The 19,776-nt window shown below is 67.2% G+C and carries 17 protein-coding genes and 1 pseudogene; 5 read left to right on the top strand and 13 right to left on the bottom strand.

Going from position 1 to position 19,776, the window contains the following annotated elements:
* Window positions 1-78 precede the first annotated feature (78 nt).
* The 3 genes and pseudogenes from XcuCFBP2542_RS05850 to XcuCFBP2542_RS05840 form a co-directional block, all read right to left on the bottom strand.
* On the bottom strand, window positions 79-987 hold the full coding sequence (locus XcuCFBP2542_RS05850) for a histone deacetylase family protein (protein WP_104602675.1): 909 nt from the start codon (window positions 985-987) through the stop codon (window positions 79-81).
* Window positions 988-1,025: 38 nt separating this feature from the next.
* Window positions 1,026-1,583 (bottom strand): cob(I)yrinic acid a,c-diamide adenosyltransferase, encoded by a 558-nt coding sequence (locus XcuCFBP2542_RS05845; RefSeq protein ID WP_104602674.1) that lies wholly within the window; start codon window positions 1,581-1,583, stop codon window positions 1,026-1,028.
* Between the two features lie 29 nt (window positions 1,584-1,612).
* Window positions 1,613-2,167 (bottom strand): annotated as a pseudogene (locus tag XcuCFBP2542_RS05840) (hypothetical protein); the annotation flags it as partial.
* Between the two features lie 163 nt (window positions 2,168-2,330).
* Between XcuCFBP2542_RS05840 and ubiH the strand changes: the two are divergent.
* From ubiH to XcuCFBP2542_RS05815, 4 genes are all read left to right on the top strand, one after another.
* Window positions 2,331-3,539, top strand: coding sequence for a 2-octaprenyl-6-methoxyphenyl hydroxylase (gene ubiH, locus XcuCFBP2542_RS05835; RefSeq protein ID WP_104602722.1), 1,209 nt, complete (start codon window positions 2,331-2,333; stop codon window positions 3,537-3,539).
* Window positions 3,536-4,717 carry a UbiH/UbiF family hydroxylase gene (locus tag XcuCFBP2542_RS05830; protein WP_104602673.1) on the top strand — a complete coding sequence of 394 codons (1,182 nt, stop codon included), beginning with the start codon at window positions 3,536-3,538 and terminating at the stop codon, window positions 4,715-4,717. Before ubiH ends, XcuCFBP2542_RS05830 begins: the two co-directional genes overlap by 4 nt.
* 633 nt (window positions 4,718-5,350) lie before the next feature.
* A complete protein-coding gene (locus XcuCFBP2542_RS05820) occupies window positions 5,351-6,385 on the top strand; it encodes a SphA family protein (RefSeq protein ID WP_104602671.1) in 1,035 nt (344 codons plus the stop codon).
* A gap of 701 nt (window positions 6,386-7,086) precedes the next feature.
* Entirely contained in the window at window positions 7,087-8,088 is a 1,002-nt protein-coding gene (locus tag XcuCFBP2542_RS05815) for a LysR substrate-binding domain-containing protein (protein ID WP_104602670.1), read from the top strand.
* A gap of 225 nt (window positions 8,089-8,313) precedes the next feature.
* Here the strand turns inward: XcuCFBP2542_RS05815 and XcuCFBP2542_RS05810 are convergent, their stop codons facing one another.
* The 5 genes from XcuCFBP2542_RS05810 to XcuCFBP2542_RS05790 all read right to left on the bottom strand — a co-directional run bounded on the left by XcuCFBP2542_RS05810 (window position 8,314) and on the right by XcuCFBP2542_RS05790 (window position 12,857).
* The gene (locus XcuCFBP2542_RS05810) at window positions 8,314-9,792 is read right to left on the bottom strand and encodes an AMP-binding protein (protein ID WP_104602669.1); all 1,479 of its coding nucleotides are present in this window, start codon (window positions 9,790-9,792) and stop codon (window positions 8,314-8,316) included.
* A 346-nt stretch (window positions 9,793-10,138) separates the two neighbouring features.
* Complete coding sequence (locus XcuCFBP2542_RS05805; protein WP_104602668.1) at window positions 10,139-10,966, bottom strand: p-hydroxycinnamoyl CoA hydratase/lyase; 828 nt, start codon at window positions 10,964-10,966, stop codon at window positions 10,139-10,141.
* Window positions 10,967-10,998: 32 nt separating this feature from the next.
* Window positions 10,999-11,472: a MarR family winged helix-turn-helix transcriptional regulator gene (locus XcuCFBP2542_RS05800; RefSeq protein ID WP_104602667.1), complete on the bottom strand. Its 474-nt coding sequence runs from the start codon at window positions 11,470-11,472 to the stop codon at window positions 10,999-11,001.
* A gap of 128 nt (window positions 11,473-11,600) precedes the next feature.
* Window positions 11,601-12,005, bottom strand: coding sequence for an EF-hand domain-containing protein (locus XcuCFBP2542_RS05795; protein ID WP_167526821.1), 405 nt, complete (start codon window positions 12,003-12,005; stop codon window positions 11,601-11,603).
* Window positions 12,006-12,134: 129 nt separating this feature from the next.
* Window positions 12,135-12,857: a hypothetical protein gene (locus XcuCFBP2542_RS05790; RefSeq protein ID WP_104602665.1), complete on the bottom strand. Its 723-nt coding sequence runs from the start codon at window positions 12,855-12,857 to the stop codon at window positions 12,135-12,137.
* A gap of 421 nt (window positions 12,858-13,278) precedes the next feature.
* Here XcuCFBP2542_RS05790 and XcuCFBP2542_RS05785 point away from each other — a divergent pair, with 421 nt between their 5' ends.
* Entirely contained in the window at window positions 13,279-14,388 is a 1,110-nt protein-coding gene (locus tag XcuCFBP2542_RS05785) for a Gfo/Idh/MocA family protein (protein ID WP_104602664.1), read from the top strand.
* A 133-nt stretch (window positions 14,389-14,521) separates the two neighbouring features.
* Here the strand turns inward: XcuCFBP2542_RS05785 and rlmM are convergent, their stop codons facing one another.
* The 5 genes from rlmM to XcuCFBP2542_RS05760 all read right to left on the bottom strand — a co-directional run bounded on the left by rlmM (window position 14,522) and on the right by XcuCFBP2542_RS05760 (window position 19,703).
* Window positions 14,522-15,565 carry a 23S rRNA (cytidine(2498)-2'-O)-methyltransferase RlmM gene (gene rlmM, locus XcuCFBP2542_RS05780; RefSeq protein ID WP_104602663.1) on the bottom strand — a complete coding sequence of 348 codons (1,044 nt, stop codon included), beginning with the start codon at window positions 15,563-15,565 and terminating at the stop codon, window positions 14,522-14,524.
* 21 nt (window positions 15,566-15,586) lie between these two features.
* Window positions 15,587-16,147, bottom strand: coding sequence for a nucleoside deaminase (locus tag XcuCFBP2542_RS05775; RefSeq protein WP_104602662.1), 561 nt, complete (start codon window positions 16,145-16,147; stop codon window positions 15,587-15,589).
* A gap of 172 nt (window positions 16,148-16,319) precedes the next feature.
* The gene (locus tag XcuCFBP2542_RS05770; protein ID WP_104602661.1) at window positions 16,320-16,658 is read right to left on the bottom strand and encodes a hypothetical protein; all 339 of its coding nucleotides are present in this window, start codon (window positions 16,656-16,658) and stop codon (window positions 16,320-16,322) included.
* Window positions 16,659-16,731: 73 nt separating this feature from the next.
* On the bottom strand, window positions 16,732-17,661 hold the full coding sequence (locus tag XcuCFBP2542_RS05765; RefSeq protein WP_104602660.1) for a DMT family transporter: 930 nt from the start codon (window positions 17,659-17,661) through the stop codon (window positions 16,732-16,734).
* Between the two features lie 290 nt (window positions 17,662-17,951).
* A complete protein-coding gene (locus XcuCFBP2542_RS05760) occupies window positions 17,952-19,703 on the bottom strand; it encodes a glutamine--tRNA ligase/YqeY domain fusion protein (RefSeq protein WP_104602659.1) in 1,752 nt (583 codons plus the stop codon).
* Between the last annotated feature and the right edge of the window lie 73 nt (window positions 19,704-19,776).

Below are 19,776 nucleotides of genomic sequence, written 5' to 3'. Positions count from 1 at the left end.
ATAGGGGCAATGAAGAACCCGGCCTGGAACCCGGACAGGTTCAGCGCCGGCCCGGCGCGGCCGACGTGCGGCCAAGGCTCAGCGCAATGCGGCAACGTGGGCGACGCTGCTCTCACGCAAGGCCTGCAGGTCGTAGCCGCCTTCCAGCATGGACACCACGCGGCCGTGCGCATGCCGCTCGGCCAGGGTGCGCAGGGCGGCGGTCAGCCAGCCGAAATCGTCGTCGTCCAGCATCAGGTCGGCCAGCGGATCGCGCAGATGGGCGTCGAAGCCGGCCGAGATCAGGATCAGTTGCGGGCGAAATGCATCGATCAGCGGCAGCATGTCGTCTTCCCACACATTGCGGAAGCGCAAGCCGTCGCTGCCCGGCGGCAGCAGCAGGTTGTGGACATTGCCGACGCCGCGCTCGTGGACGCTGCCCGAATGCGGGTACAGCCCGGACTGGTGGGTGCTGAGGTATTGCACGGCCGGGTCGCGTTCGAAGATGGCCTGGGTGCCGTTGCCGTGGTGCACGTCGAAATCGACGATGGTGATGCGCTCCAGCCCATGCCGGTCGCGGGCGTGGGCGGCGGCCACGGCGATGTTGTTGAACAGGCAAAAGCCCATCGACACCTGCGCGGTGGCGTGGTGGCCCGGCGGGCGCACCGCGCAGAAGGCGGTGCGGGTGAGGTCCTGCATCACCGCGTCCACCGCCGCGATGCCGGCACCGGCCGCGCGCAGGGCGGCCGCGCGCGAGGCCGGCACCATGCGGGTGTCCACGTCCAGCTGGCGGTAGCCGGTGAAAGGGGTTTCCAGCACCGCATCGACCTGTTCGCGCTCGTGCACGCGGCACAGGTCGCCCAGCTTGGCCAGCGGCGCCTCGCGCCAGGCCAGGTCGGGAAAGGCGGCGCGCAAGGCCTCGACCACCGCTTCCAGGCGGGCGGGACTCTCGGGGTGCTCAGGGCCGGCGTCGTGGCCGAGGCAGGCGGGGTGGGTAAAGACCAGCATGGGGCAACTCTAGCCTCTCCGTGGCGCCGGGCACATGCTCACGCGCGACGGCGGTCGTGCCGCCACAGCACTTCCTGCTGGCCATCGACACGGGCCAGCACACGTGCCAGCACGAACAGCAGGTCGGACAGGCGGTTGAGATAACCGATCGCCTCGCTGCGCACCGCTTCCTGGCGCGACAGCGCGACGGTTTCGCGCTCGGCTCGGCGCACGATGGTGCGGGCCAGATGGCAGCGCGCGGCCGCCTCGCCACCGGCCGGCAGGATGAATTCCTGCAGCGGCGGCAAGCTGTCGTTGAAATGGTCCAGCTGCTGCTCCAGGGCCTGGATGTCGGCCGCCGTGATGGCCGCATGCCCGGGGATGCACAGTTCGCCGCCCAGATCGAACAATTGATGTTGCACGGTGGTCAGCAGCGCGGCGATCGGGGTCGGCACACCGGGGGCCGCCAGCAGCACGCCAAGGGCCGAATTGGCTTCGTCCACGGTGCCGTAGGCGTTGACGCGCAAGGCGTCCTTGCCGGTACGGCTGCCATCGCCCAGGCCGGTGCTGCCATCGTCGCCGGTGCGCGTATAGAGGCGGGAAAGACGGTTGCCCATGGCGTCAGCCGGCCTGGGCCTGGCGCGGGGGGGGGCGCCAGACGCTCGGCGACGACCTGGACGAGCGCCGCCGCCGCCACGTACAGCGCAGCGCTGCGCAGGTAAGGCCCCAGCCAGTCGGTGTAGTTCTTGAACCAGCCGGCCATGGTGGGCTGGTTCACGCTGGCGCTGATCCAGTAGAAGCTGCCCTGGGCGATCAGCTGGCATAGCGCCACCGCGATCAGCAAGGCGGGAACCAGGGTGGCCAGCGCGCTCCACCGCGCGCCGCGATAGTGCCGACGCAGCCAGACGCCGCCGGCCCACAGCGCAAAATACGCCGGGATCAGGCACCAGTACGCCGGCGACACGCAGTAATGCTGCCAAAAGCTCATGCCCTGGCCGGTGATGACCAGCCAGTCCACTGCGACCGCCAGCCCCATCAAGAGCGGGAATGCCAGCCGGCTGCGCGCGGCCAGATGGAAGCCGCCGATGAAAAAGACCGCCCAGGAGGCATCCGGCACCGGCGCGAAGTGATTGATCCGGGTGCCGGCCATCAGCACCGCCAGCAGGCTCAGGATCAGGGTGTCGTGCGAGCGAGAGGTCATGCGCGAGGGGGCCGGTTCACAGGCCGTGGAGTGTAGCGTGGAACCCGGCGCACCCGCGCCATCGCGGTGCGGCCGGCACGGGCCCGGGGGCGGTCCATGGACGCGGCGACCTGCCGCAGGCCGCCGCGGCAACGCGCCCGGAGCGAGGGCTTATCATATGGCGATGACACATGCACATGACGTTCTGATCGTTGGTGGCGGCCTGGTCGGCTCCAGCCTGGCGATCGCCCTGGACCGCCTCGGCCTGGATGTCGGGCTGGTGGAACTCACCCCCGCCGGCACTCCGCCGGCCGTGTTCGACCAACGCAACCTGAGCTTCGCTGCGGCCACCGTCAATGCGCTTGGCACGCTCGGGGTGATGGCCAAGCTGCGCCGCCCGCCCGGCCCGATCCGGCGCATCCACGTCAGCCGTGCCGGCGACTTCGGGCGCGTGCAGCTGGAAGCGGCCGACTACGGGCGCGACAGCTTCGGCCAGGTGGTGGTGGCAAGCGATTTCGGCGACGCCTTGCAGGCACGTCTGGATGAAACGACCGGTGTGCGCCGCTACCGCCCGGCGCGCTGCATCGGCGTGGAGCCGGTGCGCGACGGCCTGCGCGGACTGCGGCTTGCCGACGATGAGGGGGAACAGAGCGTCCACGCCCGTTTGGTCGTCGGCGCCGATGGCAGCCACAGTGCGGTGCGTGAATTGCTGCATCTGGGCTCGGATCAACACGATTTCCTGCAGACCCTGTTCGTGGCGCGCGTGCGCGCGTCCCGGCCGCCGGACGGCACGGCCTGGGAACGGTTCACCGACCACGGGCCAACCGCGCTGTTGCCGCGGGGCGACCGCCATTACGGCGCCATCCATTGCGTGGCGCGTGGCGAGGCCGAGGCGGTGGCCGCCCTGGATGACGCCGGCTGGCTGGCCCGATTGCAGCGCGCGGCCGGCTGGCGCGCCGGGCGTTTCGTCGCCAGCGGGCAACGCAGCGCCTATCCCTTGGTGCAGGTGCTGGCGAATGCCCTGATCGCCGAACGCGTGGTGCTGCTGGGCAATGCCGCACAGACGCTGCACCCGATCGGCGCGCAGGGCTTCAACCTGGGCCTGCGCGATGCGCTGACGCTGGCCGAACTGATCGAACACGATCGCAGCGATGCCGGCGCCAGTGCCTTGTTGACCGCGTATCTGGCGCGCCGTCGCGTGGATCGCGAACAGACCATCGCATTCTCCAGTGGCCTGGCACGCCTGACCGGCAACCCGGCGCCCTTGCTGCGGCCATTGCGCAGCCTGGGATTGCTGGCGACCTCGCAGGCCGCGCCGCTGCAATCGATGCTGGTCGGCGGTGCAATGGGCTTCCGTGGCGAGGTGCCGCAGCTGTGCCGGGGGATCGCATGAGCCGGCGTCCTGCACGCGATGCGGTGATCGTCGGTGGCGGCGTGGTGGGCGCGGCCTGTGCGCTGGCGCTGGCCGATGCCGGCTTGAACGTGGCGCTGGTGGAAGGGCGCGAGCCCGCGCGCTGGCAGGCCGACCGGCCAGACCTGCGCGTGTATGCATTCGCTGCCGACAACGCCGCGTTGCTGGACGGCCTGGGGGTGTGGGCGGCAGTGCGGGCTACGCGCGCGCAGCCGTACCGGCGCATGCGGGTGTGGGATGCCGGCGGTGGCGGCGAACTGGGTTTCGATGCCGATACGCTGGGGCGCGACCAGCTGGGCTGGATTGTCGAGCACGACCTGCTGGTCGATCGCCTCTGGGCGGCCGTGCATGCCGCCGGCATCGCCCTGCATTGCCCGGCCCGCGTGGTCGAGCTGGAACAGGACGCCGCCGGCGTGCGCCTGCGCCTGGACGATGGCAGCCGGCTGGAGGCGGCCATTGCGATCGCCGCCGACGGTGCAGCCTCCACCTTGCGCGAGCTGAGCGGCGTGCCGGTGGCGCGGCATGCCTATGCGCAACGCGGTGTGGTCGCCTTCGTGGACACCGAACACCCGCACCAGGCCACCGCCTGGCAGCGCTTTCTGACCACCGGGCCGTTGGCGCTGTTGCCGTTCGCCGATGGCCGCAGTTCGATTGTATGGACCCTGCCCGACGCCGACGCCGAGCGCGTGCTGGCATTGGACGATGCGGCGTTCTCGCGCGAGCTGACCCTGGCGTTCGCCGCGCGGCTGGGCCACATGCGCGTGGTGTCCGCACGCGCGGCATTTCCGTTGCAGCGGCAGCTGGTGCAGCAGTATGTCAGTGGACGGGTGCTGGCAGTGGGCGATGCGGCGCACGTGGTGCATCCGCTGGCCGGCCAGGGCGTCAACCTGGGCCTGCGCGATGTCGCCGCGTTGCGCGACACGGTGCGACAGGCGCTGGCCAAACGTGCCGAATGGGCCGCTCCCCATCGCCTGCAGCGCTGGGCACGGGTCCGGCGCAGCGAGAACACGCTGGCTGCCTACGGCTTCGACACGATCAACCGCGTGTTCTCCAACGACGACCTGCACCTGACCCTGTTGCGTGGATCGGTACTCGGCTTGGCCGGCCGCCTGCCGCCGCTGGTCGATGTGCTGTGGAGGCGCGCTTCCGGCGCTGGCTGACGGGCCTGCAGGCCGCCGGCCGCGATGCGGCGGACGGGAGGGCTTTGCATATGTCTATTTGCTTATAGCGGACGACGCATCTTCCATACGACGGATGTGAGCGGCGTGGCTACAGTCGGGCCATGAGTCCACCCGCCTTGTCTTTCGCGTCTTTCTTGTGGCTGCCCTGCAGCCTGCCCCGCGATGCCGTGGTCCGGGGAGCGCGACCCGCCACCCCGGGCGGCCTGGCCAGCGTGCAGATGCTGGATTTCGCCGGCTTCGACGACGGTGCGCGCATGGCGGCGCACGTAGCGCCCAGCACGCTGGCGCAGTGCGCCGTTGCCGGCCATTGGATGGACAGGCCGGTAGCGCCTGACGATGTGCACCAGGGGCCTGCGCGGGCATCGTGGCTCGGCGTGTCCGAGACAGACGCTGGCACTGCTCGGCAGTGTCGATGACGGCCTGTTGCGCGAACAGCGCTGGCTGTACAGGCAACGGCTCGTTACGCAGCAGCGGCAATCGCCGGGCGATCTCGGCGCACGGCCACCCTCTTGATCGCTGTGCCGGCGCAGCCGTTGCGCTGCAGACCCTCCACTTTTTCCTCCCCCCCGTCGCGTCGCCTTCATCCATTCATTCGCATCGGAGACCCGCCCAGTGGAACGCGTTCGCCTACCTTCCCGTCGTCGCGCCGTGTCGACCTGTCTGTCGTCGCCTCGGCGTCTGCGCCTGCTCGCCGTTGCCCTTTTCGCTGCAGCGACGCCGATCGCGGCACTGGCGCAGTCCGTGCCGGAAACGGTCTCGCCGCCGCAAGGCATCAACGTGGGCGGTACCAGCTTCCTCGACGGGTTCGGCTCCACCACGCCCGGCTGGACGTTCATCGGTTATGCGCGGCATTTCAATTTCAACGCGATCAAGGATGCGCGCGGCAACGACTCGCCGGCCTTTCGCGATCCCAGCATCGGCGCCTCGGTCCTGCTGTCGCAGCTGATCTACGTCACGCCCTACACCTGGATGGGCGGCTCGCTGGCGTTCAATGCCATCCTGCCGTTGGTGAACTACGACACCTCGTTCGCGGCCGATAGCCCGGTGCGGCTGCGCGACAACGGCTTCGGTGTGGCCGATGTCTCTTTCGGCCCGGCCTTGCAGATGCCGCCGGTCATGCGCGACGGGCGTGTCCTGTTCTTCCAGCGCTTTGCGATCGACGCCTTTGCGCCGGTCGGCAAATTCGACCACGATGTGTCGATCAACCAGGGCAATGGATACTGGGCGGTGGCACCGCACTGGGCTTTCACCGTACAGCCCAGCGATGATTGGGAAATCAGCATGCGGCTGCATTATCTCTACAACTTCCGCACCAGCCGCGCCGGCGGCGTTCCGCCGATACCCGGCTTCCAGTTCCGCAACGGGCAGGCCGGCGACGTGGTCTGGGCCAACTTCGCCAGCTCGGTGAAGGTGAGCGAACAACTGCGACTGGGCATCAACGGGTATTACCTGCAGCAGCTGCAGGACAACCGTACCAATGGTCAACGCGTGCCCGACAGCAAGCGGATGCAGTTCTATGTGGGCCCGGGGCTGTCCTGGCGTCTGGACAAGGAAAACCTGCTCAACTTCAACGTGTATTTGCCGGTCGATGTGAAAAATTCCGTGGCCGGCAACAACGTCAACCTGATGTTCGTGCATTCGTTGTAGTGCGCGTCTGCCCGTGGCAGCCTGTGCTGCCACGGGTCCGCCCGGCAACCATGCCGGCAAGCGGCCTGCGGCCTGCGGCCGCCTCGCATGCCCGCCACAGCGGGTGCGGGTAATCCCCGGGCAATCGACCCGCTCAATCGGCCCATGCAGGCCGATACAGGTGCAGCACGGCGGCCTGCCTCCCAGCCCTCGGGCCGCACGCAACCAGGAATGGTTCGTCCCTGGCGCCATTCCCTCGCGCCGTACTGCAGCGCACGTTCACCTGAACGGCAAAACTGGCAATGACTGGTATAAAAAACCTTGCGGATGAGGGCGCTTGATGGCACTTTGGATCTCAAGGATACCTTCTTGGAACTCCGCAGGGATTGGTCGTCCCCTTGGGGCCTGATGCGCGCGGTCCCGACACAATCAGTGCAACTGGTCCGATCGCATTGGGCCGCGTTGCGGGAGTGCAGCATGGCAAGCCACATTGTCGGTATCGCAACGGCGCCGATTCGTGCACGCGGCGGGCTCGGATTCGTGCAAGATGGCGCCACTTTCGCGGTCACCGACACATGCGCACGGCACGTACGGACGACCCCGGGCAACGCGACGCGATCATGCGTGGCGCGTCCTTCGACGGCTTCACGCAGGCGCGGTGCATTGCGGCGGCGTGCCGAGTCACCGCCTCACCCGACTTCCCAACGCAAGGCCCACTTCCCATGACCATGTCCTCCGTGTTCTTCGAACACCGCATCAAGGTGCGACACCTGCGAGTCATCGAGGCGTTGGACCGACAAAAGAGCCTGCTGCGCGCCTCGCGGGTGTTGAACGTGACCCAGCCTGCGCTCACGCGTGCGCTGCAGGAAATCGAAGAGATCGTCGGTGCGCCGTTGTTCGAGCGCCACTCGCGTGGCGTGCGTCCCAATGCCATGGGCGAGGTGCTGGTGCAGACTGCGCACGTGGTGCTGGGACAACTGCGCCGGGCGCAGGACACCTTCGAGGGGCTGTTGCAGGACGACGCGCTGACCATCACCGTCGGCGCTTTGCCGGTGGCGGCCAGTGGTCTGCTGCCGGCGGTGCTGGCGGCCCTGTACCGTACCGAGCCGACGCTGCGCGTGCGCCTGCTGCACGGCCGCACCGACGAGCTGCTGCCCAAGCTGGCCGGTAACGAGGTCGATCTGGTGGTCGGCAGGCTGTATCCCCTGGTGCGCTACGACGCACTGATCCGCAAGGTGCTCTACAGGGATCCGATTGCCTTGGTAGCGCGCAGCGACCACCCGCTATTCGTGAACGGCCCGGTGCGGGTTGCCGAAGCGGCGGCTTATCGACAGGTATTGCCGACCTTGAGCCAGCATGTGGAACGCGACGTGGCGCAGGTGATGCGCGAACACGGGCTGGCCACGCGCGACCATCTGCGTTCCAGCTCGGCCAGTTTCACCCGCGAGATCCTGCTTGGCACCGATAGCATTGCGGTGATGCCGAGCATGATGGTGTCCGGCGACATCGCACGCGGCGAGCTGCGTGCGTTCCAGTTGCAGCAGCCGGCGCAGGCGCGCGCGGGTGGCTTGATCTACCGCGATGGCAGCGCCATCCACAAACCCGGCGTGCGGCTGCTGCTGCGCGAACTCGAACACCAGCTGGCGCTGATGGCCGAGCAGGGCGCGATCTGGGTGGATCGCCACGAGGGCGAAGAGGAACTGCTGCTGGAGGCGTCTGCGTGAACGCGGCGGCGGCCTCGGTATTGGCCGCACGCGCATGCCGGGAGCCGCTGCCGCGCCGATGAGGCAATGCCGGCAAACGCCGCAGCCCCGGGAGCAGGACGCGTCGATGCCGATGGCACAGCCAGGGCCTCGCACGTGCGGACAGCCGGCAACCCGACAAGCTGTTCGGCGTCGTGGCACACGCCGGGCCGGAGCGGCGCCTCGCGCCAGCGGCCGGCGTACCGATCAGGGCTGGTCGGTCAAGGACCGCTTCAACTGCGCCTTCTGCAATTTGCCGGTAGCCGTACGTGGCAGGGCCTGGACCACGCGCAGATGCTTGGGCACCTTGTACTTGGCAAGCCGTGCGATCAGGTACTCGCGGATCTGTTCCAGATCCAGCGTCGGGCCGGCCGGGACGATGGCCAGATACCCGACCTCGCCCCACTGCGGGTCGGCGATGCCGACCACCGCGCATTCGCGAATCTGCGGATGATCGGCCAGCGTGGCCTCGATCTCGGCGGGATAGACGTTCTCGCCGCCGGAAATGAACATGTCCTTCTTGCGATCGACCACCCAGAAGAATCCATCGGCGTCGCGCCTGACGATATCGCCGGTATGAAACCAGCCTTGCGCGTCCAGCGCCTCGGCGCTGGCGTGCGGATCGCGCCAATAGCCAGGGCTGAGATTGGGCCCACGTAGCAGCAATTCGCCAGCCACCTCGGGTTGGCAGTCGTTGCCGTCGGCGTCCAGCACCCGTGTCTGCACGGCCGGCGTGGAGATGCCGACGGCGCCCAGCTTGCGGCGGATCACGGCCTGGTCGACCGACATGCCGAACACCGTGCCGGCCTCGCTCATGCCGTACCCGCAGACCATGGGGATGCCATCTTCCAGCCAGCCAAGCAGATCCTCGCCAGCGTGCGGCGCACCGCCGCTCACCAGCGCAGTGAGGTGGCGAAGGGCAACAGGATCGAAGCCAGGTTGGTGCCGGAAGGCCTGCATCATCTGCGGCACACCGACGTAGTGGGTGATTGCCAGGGTGCGATCGCACAGCCAGTTCAACGTACGCTCCGGTTCGAAGCCGTTGGACACCTGGATCGAGCCACCCACCGCCAGCGCAGGACGGACGTTGGTGACCAGGCCGATGACATGGAACATCGGTGCCTCGCACAGGAAACTGCTGCGCGCGTCCACCTGCGTGAGCACGCCGAAGTTCTGCGCTGTCTGCTGCAGGTTGCCTTCGCTCAGCATCACGCCCTTGGGCTGGCCGGACGTGCCGGAGGTGAACAGGATCAGGCTGACACGCTCGGGAGCAATGGCGGGCATCTGTGCTGCGGCGAGCGCACTGGCGTCCTCGACGAAGGCCGCCAACGCCTCCACGTCCGCGCGCCCGGCCGCGACCTCGTCGCCCAGTACCAGGCATGGCTCGGCACGCTGCAGCAGGATATCCAGCTCGGCGGCACTGAGCCGCCAGTTGAGCGGAACGTAGATGGCACCGACCCGACCACAGGCAAAGTGCAGCGCCACCTGCCAGACCGAATTGCGCGCCAGCACCGCCAGCCGTTCGCCTTCGACACAGCCGCGTGCCAGCAACAAGGCGGCGAGCCGGCCGACCAGATCGTCCAGTTCGGCGTAGCTCCAGTGCCGATCCAGTACCAGGTCGCGGGCCGCGAGCCGGTGCGGGGTGAGGCGGGCGTGCAGGGCAATCGAGTCGATCGGCGAAGTCATGGCGCTGTGTTCCGAAGGCAGGGCTGAAAGGAAGGCGACGACAGGCACACGGGGGAGGGGAGGAAACGCCTGCGCGCGACGCGAAGTGGTATGCAGGCGCAGCGGCAGTGCACGCCGGCCACGCTGCGGGCCGGCCAGTTGCGTTGGTCGCGTGCCGTATCCGGCTGTGCAGTGCAACGGCATGGCGGCATCGGCGATCCGGTCTGGCGGCCAACGCTACCTAGCGAGCAATCCTCAGGCGGTCGCGGCCTGCGCCGGGAATCGGCATGTCCCTGGCGGACATGCCGATTCCTGTGCGCCGTCCACATCCAGTTGGGGACGGCGGGTCGGGTTGGGTCGGTCAGGCTCAGGTTCTGCTTTTGCTGAGGTCGTACTCGCCCAGCCCGGGCTTGTAGCTCTTCTCGTCGATGAACTGCCGGATCCCTTCCTTGCGCGCGTTGTTGTCGAAGGAATTGGCCGCTTCCTGCATGCGGACCAGATAGTCTTCGGCTTCGTCGTAGGTCATGGTGCCCACGCGACGCACCGCATCCTTGGCGTACTTGAGTGCGATCGGATTCTTGCGCAGCAACAGCTCGGCCACCTCGCGCGTACGCGCCTCAAGCCGCTCCAACGGTACGCTTTCGTTGACCAGGCGCCATTGCGCGGCCTGCTTGCCGTCCACCATCTCGCCGGTCAGCGTCATCCACATGGCGTCGCGCATCGACAGCAGTTCCACGGCCACCTTGGTGACGCCGCCACCGGGCAGGATGCCCCAGTTGATCTCCGACAGACCAAACTGCGCTTCGTCGGCAGCGATCGCCAGGTCGCAGGCGAACAAGGGGCCAAAGCCGCCGCCGAAACACCAGCCGTTGACCATGGCGATGGTCGGCTTCTGGTACCAGCGCAGGCGGCGGAACCAGCCGTAGGACTCGCGCTGCGAGCGGCGCACGCCGCGTAGGCCCTGCGCCTCGGTCTCGCGGAAATATTCCTTCAGGTCCATGCCGGCCGACCAGGCGGTGCCCTCGCCGCTGAGCACCAGCACGCCGACGTTCTCGTCGAATTCCAGTTCGTCCAGCACGTCCATCATGCGGCGGTTCAACGCCGGACTCATCGCATTGCGCTTTTCCGGGCGTGCGAACTTCACCCAGGCAATGCGGTTCTCGATGCGGACAGATACCACGTCATGCTCGTTCAAGCGGTGTCTCCTTCAGATCGGGGTACAGGGAATCAAGCCCCGTCGGCCAGCATGGCTTCCGGCGGGGCGGTGCGTTCCAGCGTGGCGCTGGCGTTCAATTTGCAGAGCAACTGCAGCAGGGTGCGTTGCTCGCCTGGCTGCAGGCTGCTGCAGGTGCGCTCCACAGCGCGCGCCAGGCAGCCTTGGGCCACCACCAGCGTGCGCTGGCCGGTTACAGTGAGATACAGCCCCTTGCTGCGCCGGTCACGGCCGGCCAGGCGCTCGATCAGGCCTTGCTCGGCCAGTGCATTGGCGATCTTCATGCCGGCGGCGCGGTTGACCAGCAGGCGGTTGCCGAGTTCAGTCTGATCGCACCCGGGTTGGTCGCGAATATGGATCAAGGCGGTGACGCGCGCCGGGGTGAGCTGCAGGTCGGCCAGCTCCTGGCGGGCCGCATGCGTGGACGCCAGGGCGGCCAGTTGCAGCTGATAACCAAGGTCTGCAGCGAGTGTCGGGCGTGTGGTCATTGTCCATCCAGATTGTATCCGTAAAATACAATCTAGCCGACCGCCTGGGACACTGCAAGCGGTGTTTTCCGGCGCACGCCACGGCCCGGTTCACGTTTGCGCAGGGTGTCTGCCGCGCAGGATGGCGTTTACTGCACCAGCCACCCGGCCAACTGTTCGCGGGTGAGAAACCCGCTGTGGTGCAGGTCGAGCGCGTCGAATTCGTCGGCCAGGGCCGGGTTGGCCTGGGCTTCGGCACGGCTGATACGGCCGTCTGCGTCGATGTCCAGTGCCTGGAAGTCGATCCGATAGCGGCTGCCGACCACGCTATCGGGTTGGATCGATCGCACGATCACGCTGGACTCCCCCCGTGGGCGTTCCAGCTGGGTCTGGTGGGTGATCTGGCCACTGGCCAACGGTTGGGTCCGGATGGCGCTGGGGACCTCGATCAGCGGCATGCTGCTGGCCGGCGTGGGCGCAGACGACTGCTGTGCGGCGGCGGGCCCGCACACAAGCAGCAGGGCGGCGAAGGTGGTAGTGCGGATGGTGGTCATCAGATCCCCCTGATGGTGAATAGCCGGCAAGCATAGAACGGGCCGCACGCTTGAGGGCATGACCGTTGCCGGTGCGCAGCGGTTGCGACGGTGCAGTGCACGGCCAGTGGCGGCCTGTCTCCATGGCGGCTATCCGGGAATGAAGGGGAACGCGATCTTCAGCAGGCCTTTTAAGCCGCCTTCGGCGGTACTGGCCACGGCCTTGGCGCCCAGGCTGTTGAGGGCTCGCCGCACGTCCTCCCAGCGCAGTTGTGCAATGTCCTTCTTCAGCAGGTCCGACACTTCCTCGGCAGTGGGCGTGAGCTTGTGCAACGCGCGCATGGTGGCCTGCGGATCGGGCTGCAGATAGCCCCAGCGCTCGGCGATCCTGAGCAGGGTGTCGAAGCGCACCGCGACCACCTCCCGGTTGCGCTCGTACACCGGCAGCGCGCCGACCTCGACGATGGCCTGCTCGAACTGCTGTGCGTCATCGGGGTGTTCGATGCGCACGGCCAGAAAGCCTTCCTTGCGGCTGCGTTCGCTGACGTGCTTGGCGCCGGAACGCAGGTTGTCCTCGGTCAAGACATTGGCCACGATGCGCTGCATCGCCGCATCGCCTTCCTCGGGAACCAATGCACGCCAGCGTGCGTAGCCGTCGCGGCGCAAGGCCCTCACCTTGGCCGGAGTGACCCGCAACTGCAGCGCCACTGCTGCATTGGAGCTGTTGCGCGAAACGGCGCCATCGCGCTCCAGCAGCACGAAAATCAGCAATTCCAGGTCGCGTTTGGTCAGCGACTGAAACCCCTGCAATAGGGTCAGGCGCAGGAATTCGCTGCCGAAGGCGGCTGCGTCCTTGAGTTCGATCGGTTGCATGGGACCTTCTCCACGAGTGACCTGCAGGATGCCAGCAGGCGGTTGCGCGAGCTGAGACACGATGCGATGTGTACAGCAGTTTCAGCATCCGGTGTCGTGTCCGGCGCGCTGCCGACTGGACGTTTCAACTGCGGCGTTTCACTGTGCCGGAACCTTGCCGTGTCACACACGCCTTCGCAGATGCGGTTCGGTCCGGTTGCAGGGCGATACGCGGGCAGATGCATGCATGGCCGCAATCACGCACGATCCAGTAAGGTGCGCAGGCAGTCCTGGTTTGGCAACGCGCGCGATGGCGCGGATGCCGGGTGGCGAGGTGTCCATGCCCGCGGTCTGCAGGCCATGGATGCATCGCTACCAGAGGCAGCATGGATCATCCGCGGCCGGGTAGGGCTTGCTTTCACTTTTCTTGAAGGAGGTTTGCATGTCCGTGGAATCCTTGACGCGTCGCCGCCTGCTTGCCGCCTTCGGCGGTGCCGGCATCCTGCTCGGCGCGCCAGCGTGGGCGCTGCCGAAGAAGAAGCCTGGAAAACCGCTCAATGTCGCACTGGCCGGCCTGGGCGGTTATGCCAGCGAACAACTCGCCCCGGGCCTGGCCTTGACCAAGCATTGCAAGCTGGCGGGCATCGTGACCGGCACGCCATCGAAGATTCCGCAGTGGCAATCCAGGTACGGCATTGCCGATCGCAACGTCTACACCTACGAGAACTTCGACCGCATCGCCGATAACGACGACATCGATGTGGTGTATATCGTCACCCCGACCCATCTGCATGCGCCACTGACGTTGCGTGCGGCGGCGGCCGGCAAGCATGTGTGGTGCGAAAAGCCGATGGCCATGCACGCGGGCGAATGCGAGGCGATGATCGCGGCCTGCAAGCGCAACAAGGTCGCGCTGACGATCGGCTACCGCATGCAGCACGAACCCAATACGCGCCGGTTGATCGCAATGGCCGGCGAAAAGCCCTTCGGTGCAATGCAGCGCGTGCGTGCCGAGGCCGGCTACAACGGCTACCGCGGCACGGCCAAGGCCGACCGCCCTTGGCGCCTGCGCTCGCAGTTCGGTGGCGGCGCGATGTACGACATGGGCGTGTATCCGCTCAACGCCGCGCGCTACACCGTGGGTGCCGAACCGCTGGCGGTAACCGCCAAGCGTTGGACCGACCGCCCCGAGCTGTTTGACGAGGTGGACGAGCATATGGACTTCACGCTGGAGTTCCCCAACGCCGTGCGGGCGCAGTGCAAGACCAGCTTCGGTGCCAGCATGAATGTGCTGCGCGCCGAGTGCGAGCGCGGTTGGTACGAACTGTCGCCGTTCCAGAGCTACCAGGGCGTGACCGGCAAGGCCAGCGATGGCCGCGTGCTCGATGCCAAGGTGCCGCACCAGCAAGCGCTGCAGATGGACGAGGACGCGTTGGCCATCATCAACGGCACGCCCTTGCGCGCGCCCGGCGAAGAAGGCCTGCGCGACATCCGCATTGTCGATGCGATCTACCGCTCCGCACGCGAGGGCAGCAAACGCATCGTGCTGTAAACGTAAACGAGCCGGTTCCGGCCCTCATCGGGCCGTTGGAACCGCCTTGAACGCATCGGTCGGCTCTCAATGGAAAGCGGGGAGCCGACCAACCGCTTTTACGATTCCCGATTCCCGATTCCCGATTCCAGCCTCACTCCCGCATCGCCAGCACCGTGATCTCTTCCCGGTCGTGATACAGCTGCTTGGCTCGCACGGTCAGCGCTTTCTCCGCCTGCTGCTCGAACAGGTCCAGGCACAGACGCGTTTCTTCCCAGCGTTTTTTCATCGGCAGCTTGAGGTTGAAGATGGTGTGGCGGCACCAGCCTTCGCGCACCCAGGTGGCCATGCGCTCGGCAACGCGGCGCGGTTGCTCCACCATGTCGCAGACCATCCAGTCCAGCGATTGCGCCGGTTTCCAGTGAAAGCCGTCCGCGCGCAGGTGTTCGACCAGCCCGGTGGCCAGCACATGCTCGCGCAACGGGCCGTTGTCCACGCTGGTGACGTGCACATGCTGGCGCGTCAGCACCCAGGTCCAGCCGCCGGGGGCAGCGCCCAGATCGGCGGCACGCATGCCGGGTTTGACCAGGCGCTCGCGTTCTTCGTGAGTGAGCAGGGTCAGCAGCGCTTCGTCGAGCTTGAGCGCCGAGCGCGACGGCGCTTCGGGCAGCAGTTTCAGGCGGGGAATCCCCAGTGGCCACGGCGCACTGTCGTCGGCATCGGCCACTGCCAGCAGCGCGTGGTCGCCATCGAGAAAACACACATGCAGGCGCGGCAGGCGCGCGTGCGGCTTGTCGGTCAACAGGCCGGCCTTGCGCAGTGCTGGGCGCAGCGCGTTGCCGAAGCTGCGCGCCAGCCCCGCCAGCGGTTTGCCGGCATCCGAATCCGGGTGTTCCACCCACAGGTCGCCAAAGCGCGGTTGCCCGTCCAGCGCGGCCAGGATCGGCGTGATGCGGTCCTTCGGATCGATGCCCTTGAGTTCGGCAAGCACGACCAGCTTCTGGCGCGCAAAGATCAGCTCGCGCCACTGCAGCCTGGCGGCCAGTGCTGCGGCCTCGTCGCAGACGAACAGCACGTAGCCATCGTTACGTTGCGTACGTGCATAGCCGGCAATGCCGACGAAGGCCGCGCGCGCGCTCAGTTCCGCCGCCAATTCAGGCTCGAAGCCCTGGCGGCAATAGCAGAGCAACCCGCTCATCGCGGCGCCCGAACAGCGCGGTCAGTAATGGTCACCGCCGCCCTCGCCGTAGCTGCGCAGGACCGCACAGGCCTGTTCGCGCTGTACATCGCGCACCACCTCGATGCCACGGCGGGTCAGTTCGCCCACCCAGTCGGCGGGCAGTGGACCTTCGTCGAATTCGGTCAGCGCCATTACGTCTTCGGCGCGGGCACCGATCAGCAGCCGGTCGATGCCGGCCCACACCGTGGCGCCATAGCATTGGCAGCACGGTTGCGCGGAGGTGGCCAGGGTGATCGGCGCCAGCACGTCGTTCAGGCGCGGCGTCTGCAGGCGCTGCTGCGCCAGCATGTAGGCCATGTTCTCGGCATGCGCCAGCGAGGTGGTCTGCGGCACCACCCGGTTCACCGCCGCAGCAATGATGTGATGATCCGGCCCGAACACCACCGCGCCGAACGGGCCGCCGGTGCGGGCTTCCACATTCATCCGCGACAGCGCGATGGCCAGCGCCACCTTGTCGTCGTCGCCGGGATAGGCGCGGCTGGCATCCACGAAGTCATGGATCCAGGCGGGCAGGGTGAGGTGGACTTGCGCGTAGAGCATCACTGGACGACCGGTAGCGGAGAAGAAACCAAGCGGCGCAGTGTATCGACCCGGACGCGGCGCGCAAAACGCTGTCGCCGCCGGATCCGGGTGCCGCTGGCACCGATGGTCTTCGGCGTGCCGGCGCAGCGCCTGCGCGACTACCGCGCAGGGTCGCCCGACGATACGGGGTCTACTGCGCAGCGCATTGGCCGGACACGCACTGGCAGGCGCTGATCTCGCGAGAGCCGCACACGCTCATCATGCCGCTGGACTGGCACTGTGCCATCACGGCTTTCGGGTCGGTTGGGCTGTTGACGTTGACGCAGGCCGGATAGGCACCGCAACAGTTGCCCACGTTCTTCACCGTGCAATCCGCATCGACCTTGCAGGCGGTGACCACGGTCAGCGGGGTCGGGGCGGATGCAGGCGGTGGCGTCGGCGCGCCCGGCGTTGCGGCGACACAGCCGACCAGGAGGGACGAAGACAGCAACAGCAGAATGCTCAGATACCAGGACAAGGCGCGGGTCATGTGGTTGCTCCGATCACGGCAGGTGAGGGGGCATGGTAAGCCTTGATGGCCAGGCTGCGGCCAACCGCTGCCGTCAGTTCGCCTTTGTATGCAGCGCAGTGCACCACAGCACGCCGATGAGCAGGCAGGCCATGGCCGCCAGCTCCAATGGCGTGGGCAGGCGCATTTCCCAGGCGAATCCGTAGATCAGTGCGAATACCGTCTCAAAGACGATCATCTGCCCCACCAAGGTCAGCGGCAGCACGCGGCTCGCGCGGTTCCACAGTGCATTGCCGATGACCGAGGCCAGGATGCCCAGCAGCAGCGAAACACCCCAGAAGCCGGCCCAGTCGATCGGCGCGTGCCAGGTACTGCCGATCAACGCTGCAGGTGCCAGCAATGCGGCCAGTGCGCCGGTCACCACGCCGGTCAACAGCGACCAGTCACCGCCGGACAGATCGGGGCAGCGTCGTAGCCAGCGCGCATTGACGATGGAATAGGCCGACCACGACGCCAACGCACCCGCCGCGCACAGCAAGCCCGCGACGCGGGTGAGACGATCGCCTGCCTGCTGCCCGGAGTCGTCCTGCACGGTGTCCAGCGCGACCAATGCCACGCCGATGACGCACAGTGCGCACGGCGCGGCGAGCCGCTGCAGCTGTACCGCGCCCGCCGCGCGGGTACCGATGACGGTCACCACCACCGGCAACAGGCCGATAATCAGTGCGGTGGCTGCACTGCCGGCCCACTGCACGGCGCTGCCCAGCAGTACGTAGTAGATCAGATTGCCCATCAGGCTCAGGCGCACCAGCGCCCACCACTCGGCGCGACCCAGGCGGGCGGCGGTGAGGCGTGCCCGTGGTGCCAGCACCAGCGCGGCCACCACGCCATAGGACAAATAGCGCGCCACTGCCAGCTGCATCGGCGTGAACGCTGACAAGAGTTGTGGGGCCAGGAACACCAGTCCCCACAGCGCACCTGCGCCAATACCGCAGGCGACGCCCATCGTCAAACGTTCACGCATCGTGCGTCTCCGTGCATGTCATGCCCCGCAGCGTGCAGTGCGGCAGCTGGATGAGCAAGGTATCGCCGTGCGCCAGCGCCGTAGGAGCGCACCCCGCGCGCGACAGGCTTTCCCGGGAATGCCCCGTCGCGCCCGGGTTCGCTCCTACGGGTGACGCGGCGCTCGCTTGAGCCTGACAGTGACTGCACAAGCCGATGCCGCGCACGCAGACCCGCAGCATCACCGTTGTAGGAGCGCACCTGGGCGCGACAGGCTTTCCCGGGAATGCCCCATCGCGCCCGGGTGCACTCTTACGGCTGGCGCGGGGTGGTCCAGGTGTCGCGCAAGGTCACGCTGCGGTTGAAGACCGGCGTTGCCGCGCCGTGGTCGCGGCGATCGGCGACGAAATAACCGGTGCGCTCGAACTGGAACGCCTGCTCCGGCGTTGCCTGCGCGGCAGAGGGCTCCACATAGCCGCGCACGCTGCGCTTGGACTCGGGGTTGAGATGGTCGCGGTAGGTCTTGCCCTCGGATTCGTCGTCGGGCTTTTCCACCGAAAACAGGCGGTCGTACAGGCGGATTTCCGCTTCTACCGCATGCGTGGCGCTAACCCAGTGGATGGTGCCCTTGACCTTGCGGTTAGCACCTTCCATGCCCGGGCGCGATTCCGGGTCCATCCAGCCGCGCAGCTCGACGATGTCGCCAGCGGCGTCCTTGATGACCTCGTCCACGCGGGCAATGCCTGCCCCGCGCAGACGGATCTCGCCACCCGGCACCAGCCGCTTCCAGCCCTTGGGCGGAACTTCGGCAAAATCCTCGCGCTCGATCCACAACTCGCGCGCGAACGGCACCTCGCGCGTGCCGAAGCTTTCGTCCTTGGGATGATTGGAAAACTGCAGCGTCTCGGTGTGGCCGTCGGGCAGGTTGGTCAGCACCAGCTTGAGCGGCTCGATCACGGCCATGCGGCGTGGCGCGGCGGCGTCCAGATCCTCGCGCAGGCAGCCTTCCAGCACCGAGAAATCGATCATCGAATTCTGCTTGCTGATGCCCACGCGGTCCACGAACAGGCGCATTGCCGCCGGTGTGTAGCCACGCCGACGCAGGCCCTGCAGCGTGTACATGCGCGGGTCGTCCCAACCGTCCACCAGTTGTTCTTCCACCAGCGCGGTGAGCTTGCGCTTGCTCATCACCGTGTAGTTGATGTTGAGGCGCGAAAACTCGATCTGACGCGGCTTGGCCGCTTCGCGCGGCAAGCCCGTGTCCAGCAGCGGCTGCAGCAGTTCCGGATGACCGGCCAGGTCCACCTTGTCCACGCACCAGTCGTACAACGGGCGATGGTCTTCGAATTCCAGCGTGCACAACGAGTGGGTGATGCCTTCTACCGCATCGCCCAGCGAATGCGCGAAGTCGTACATTGGGTAGATCGGCCAGGTGTTGCCGGTGTTCTGGTGCTCCACATGCTTGATGCGGTACAGCGCCGGGTCGCGCAGGTTGATGTTGCCGCTGGCCATGTCGATCCTGGCGCGCAGGGTGCGTGCGCCATCGGGAAATTCGCCTGCGCGCATGCGCCGGAACAGGTCCAGGTTTTCGTTTACGCTGCGCTCGCGGTACGGCGAGTTGCGGCCCGGCTCGGTGAGCGTGCCACGGTACTCGCGTACCTGTTCGGCAGAGAGGTCGCAGACGAAGGCATGGCCGTCGCGGATCAGTTTTTCGGCGGCCAGGTAATACACCTCGAAGTAGTCCGAGGCATGGCGCAGCTGCGCCCACGCAAAGCCCAGCCAGCGCACGTCGTCCTGGATGGCGACTACGAATTCGGGGTCTTCCTTGGCCGGATTGGTGTCGTCCAGGCGCAGATTGCACAGCCCGCCGAATTCGGCCGCCAGGCCGAAGTCCAGGCAGATCGCCTTGGCATGGCCGATGTGCAGGTAGCCATTGGGCTCGGGCGGGAAGCGCGTGCGGATGACCGTGTGCTTGCCGCTGGCCAGGTCCTCGCGAACGATCTGGCGGATGAAGTCTTTCTTCTCCGCCGGGGCGGTGGCGTCGGTGACGGGAATCTCGGACATGCGGGGCATCGGCAATAAGTAGACCGCAAGTTTAGGCGGTGGCACCGGTTAGGGGTAGGCGGCTGTCGCGCCA

The organism is Xanthomonas cucurbitae (assembly GCF_002939885.1).
Taxonomy (GTDB): Bacteria; Pseudomonadota; Gammaproteobacteria; order Xanthomonadales; family Xanthomonadaceae; genus Xanthomonas; species Xanthomonas cucurbitae.
This window is presented reverse-complemented; position numbering and strand designations above follow the sequence as displayed.

Bases quoted from the DNA above. Each gene is read 5' to 3' on its own strand.
- XcuCFBP2542_RS05850 (WP_104602675.1), bottom strand. From the start codon at position 987: ATGCTGGTCTTTACCCACCCCGCCTGCCTCGGCCACGACGCCGGCCCT.
- XcuCFBP2542_RS05845 (WP_104602674.1), bottom strand. From the start codon at position 1,583: ATGGGCAACCGTCTTTCCCGCCTCTATACGCGCACCGGCGACGATGGC.
- ubiH (WP_104602722.1), top strand. From the start codon at position 2,331: ATGACACATGCACATGACGTTCTGATCGTTGGTGGCGGCCTGGTCGGC.
- XcuCFBP2542_RS05830 (WP_104602673.1), top strand. From the start codon at position 3,536: ATGAGCCGGCGTCCTGCACGCGATGCGGTGATCGTCGGTGGCGGCGTG.
- XcuCFBP2542_RS05815 (WP_104602670.1), top strand. From the start codon at position 7,087: ATGACCATGTCCTCCGTGTTCTTCGAACACCGCATCAAGGTGCGACAC.
- XcuCFBP2542_RS05810 (WP_104602669.1), bottom strand. From the start codon at position 9,792: ATGACTTCGCCGATCGACTCGATTGCCCTGCACGCCCGCCTCACCCCG.
- XcuCFBP2542_RS05800 (WP_104602667.1), bottom strand. From the start codon at position 11,472: ATGACCACACGCCCGACACTCGCTGCAGACCTTGGTTATCAGCTGCAA.
- XcuCFBP2542_RS05795 (WP_167526821.1), bottom strand. From the start codon at position 12,005: ATGACCACCATCCGCACTACCACCTTCGCCGCCCTGCTGCTTGTGTGC.
- XcuCFBP2542_RS05790 (WP_104602665.1), bottom strand. From the start codon at position 12,857: ATGCAACCGATCGAACTCAAGGACGCAGCCGCCTTCGGCAGCGAATTC.
- XcuCFBP2542_RS05785 (WP_104602664.1), top strand. From the start codon at position 13,279: ATGTCCGTGGAATCCTTGACGCGTCGCCGCCTGCTTGCCGCCTTCGGC.
- rlmM (WP_104602663.1), bottom strand. From the start codon at position 15,565: ATGAGCGGGTTGCTCTGCTATTGCCGCCAGGGCTTCGAGCCTGAATTG.
- XcuCFBP2542_RS05775 (WP_104602662.1), bottom strand. From the start codon at position 16,147: ATGCTCTACGCGCAAGTCCACCTCACCCTGCCCGCCTGGATCCATGAC.
- XcuCFBP2542_RS05770 (WP_104602661.1), bottom strand. From the start codon at position 16,658: ATGACCCGCGCCTTGTCCTGGTATCTGAGCATTCTGCTGTTGCTGTCT.
- XcuCFBP2542_RS05765 (WP_104602660.1), bottom strand. From the start codon at position 17,661: ATGCGTGAACGTTTGACGATGGGCGTCGCCTGCGGTATTGGCGCAGGT.
- XcuCFBP2542_RS05760 (WP_104602659.1), bottom strand. From the start codon at position 19,703: ATGTCCGAGATTCCCGTCACCGACGCCACCGCCCCGGCGGAGAAGAAA.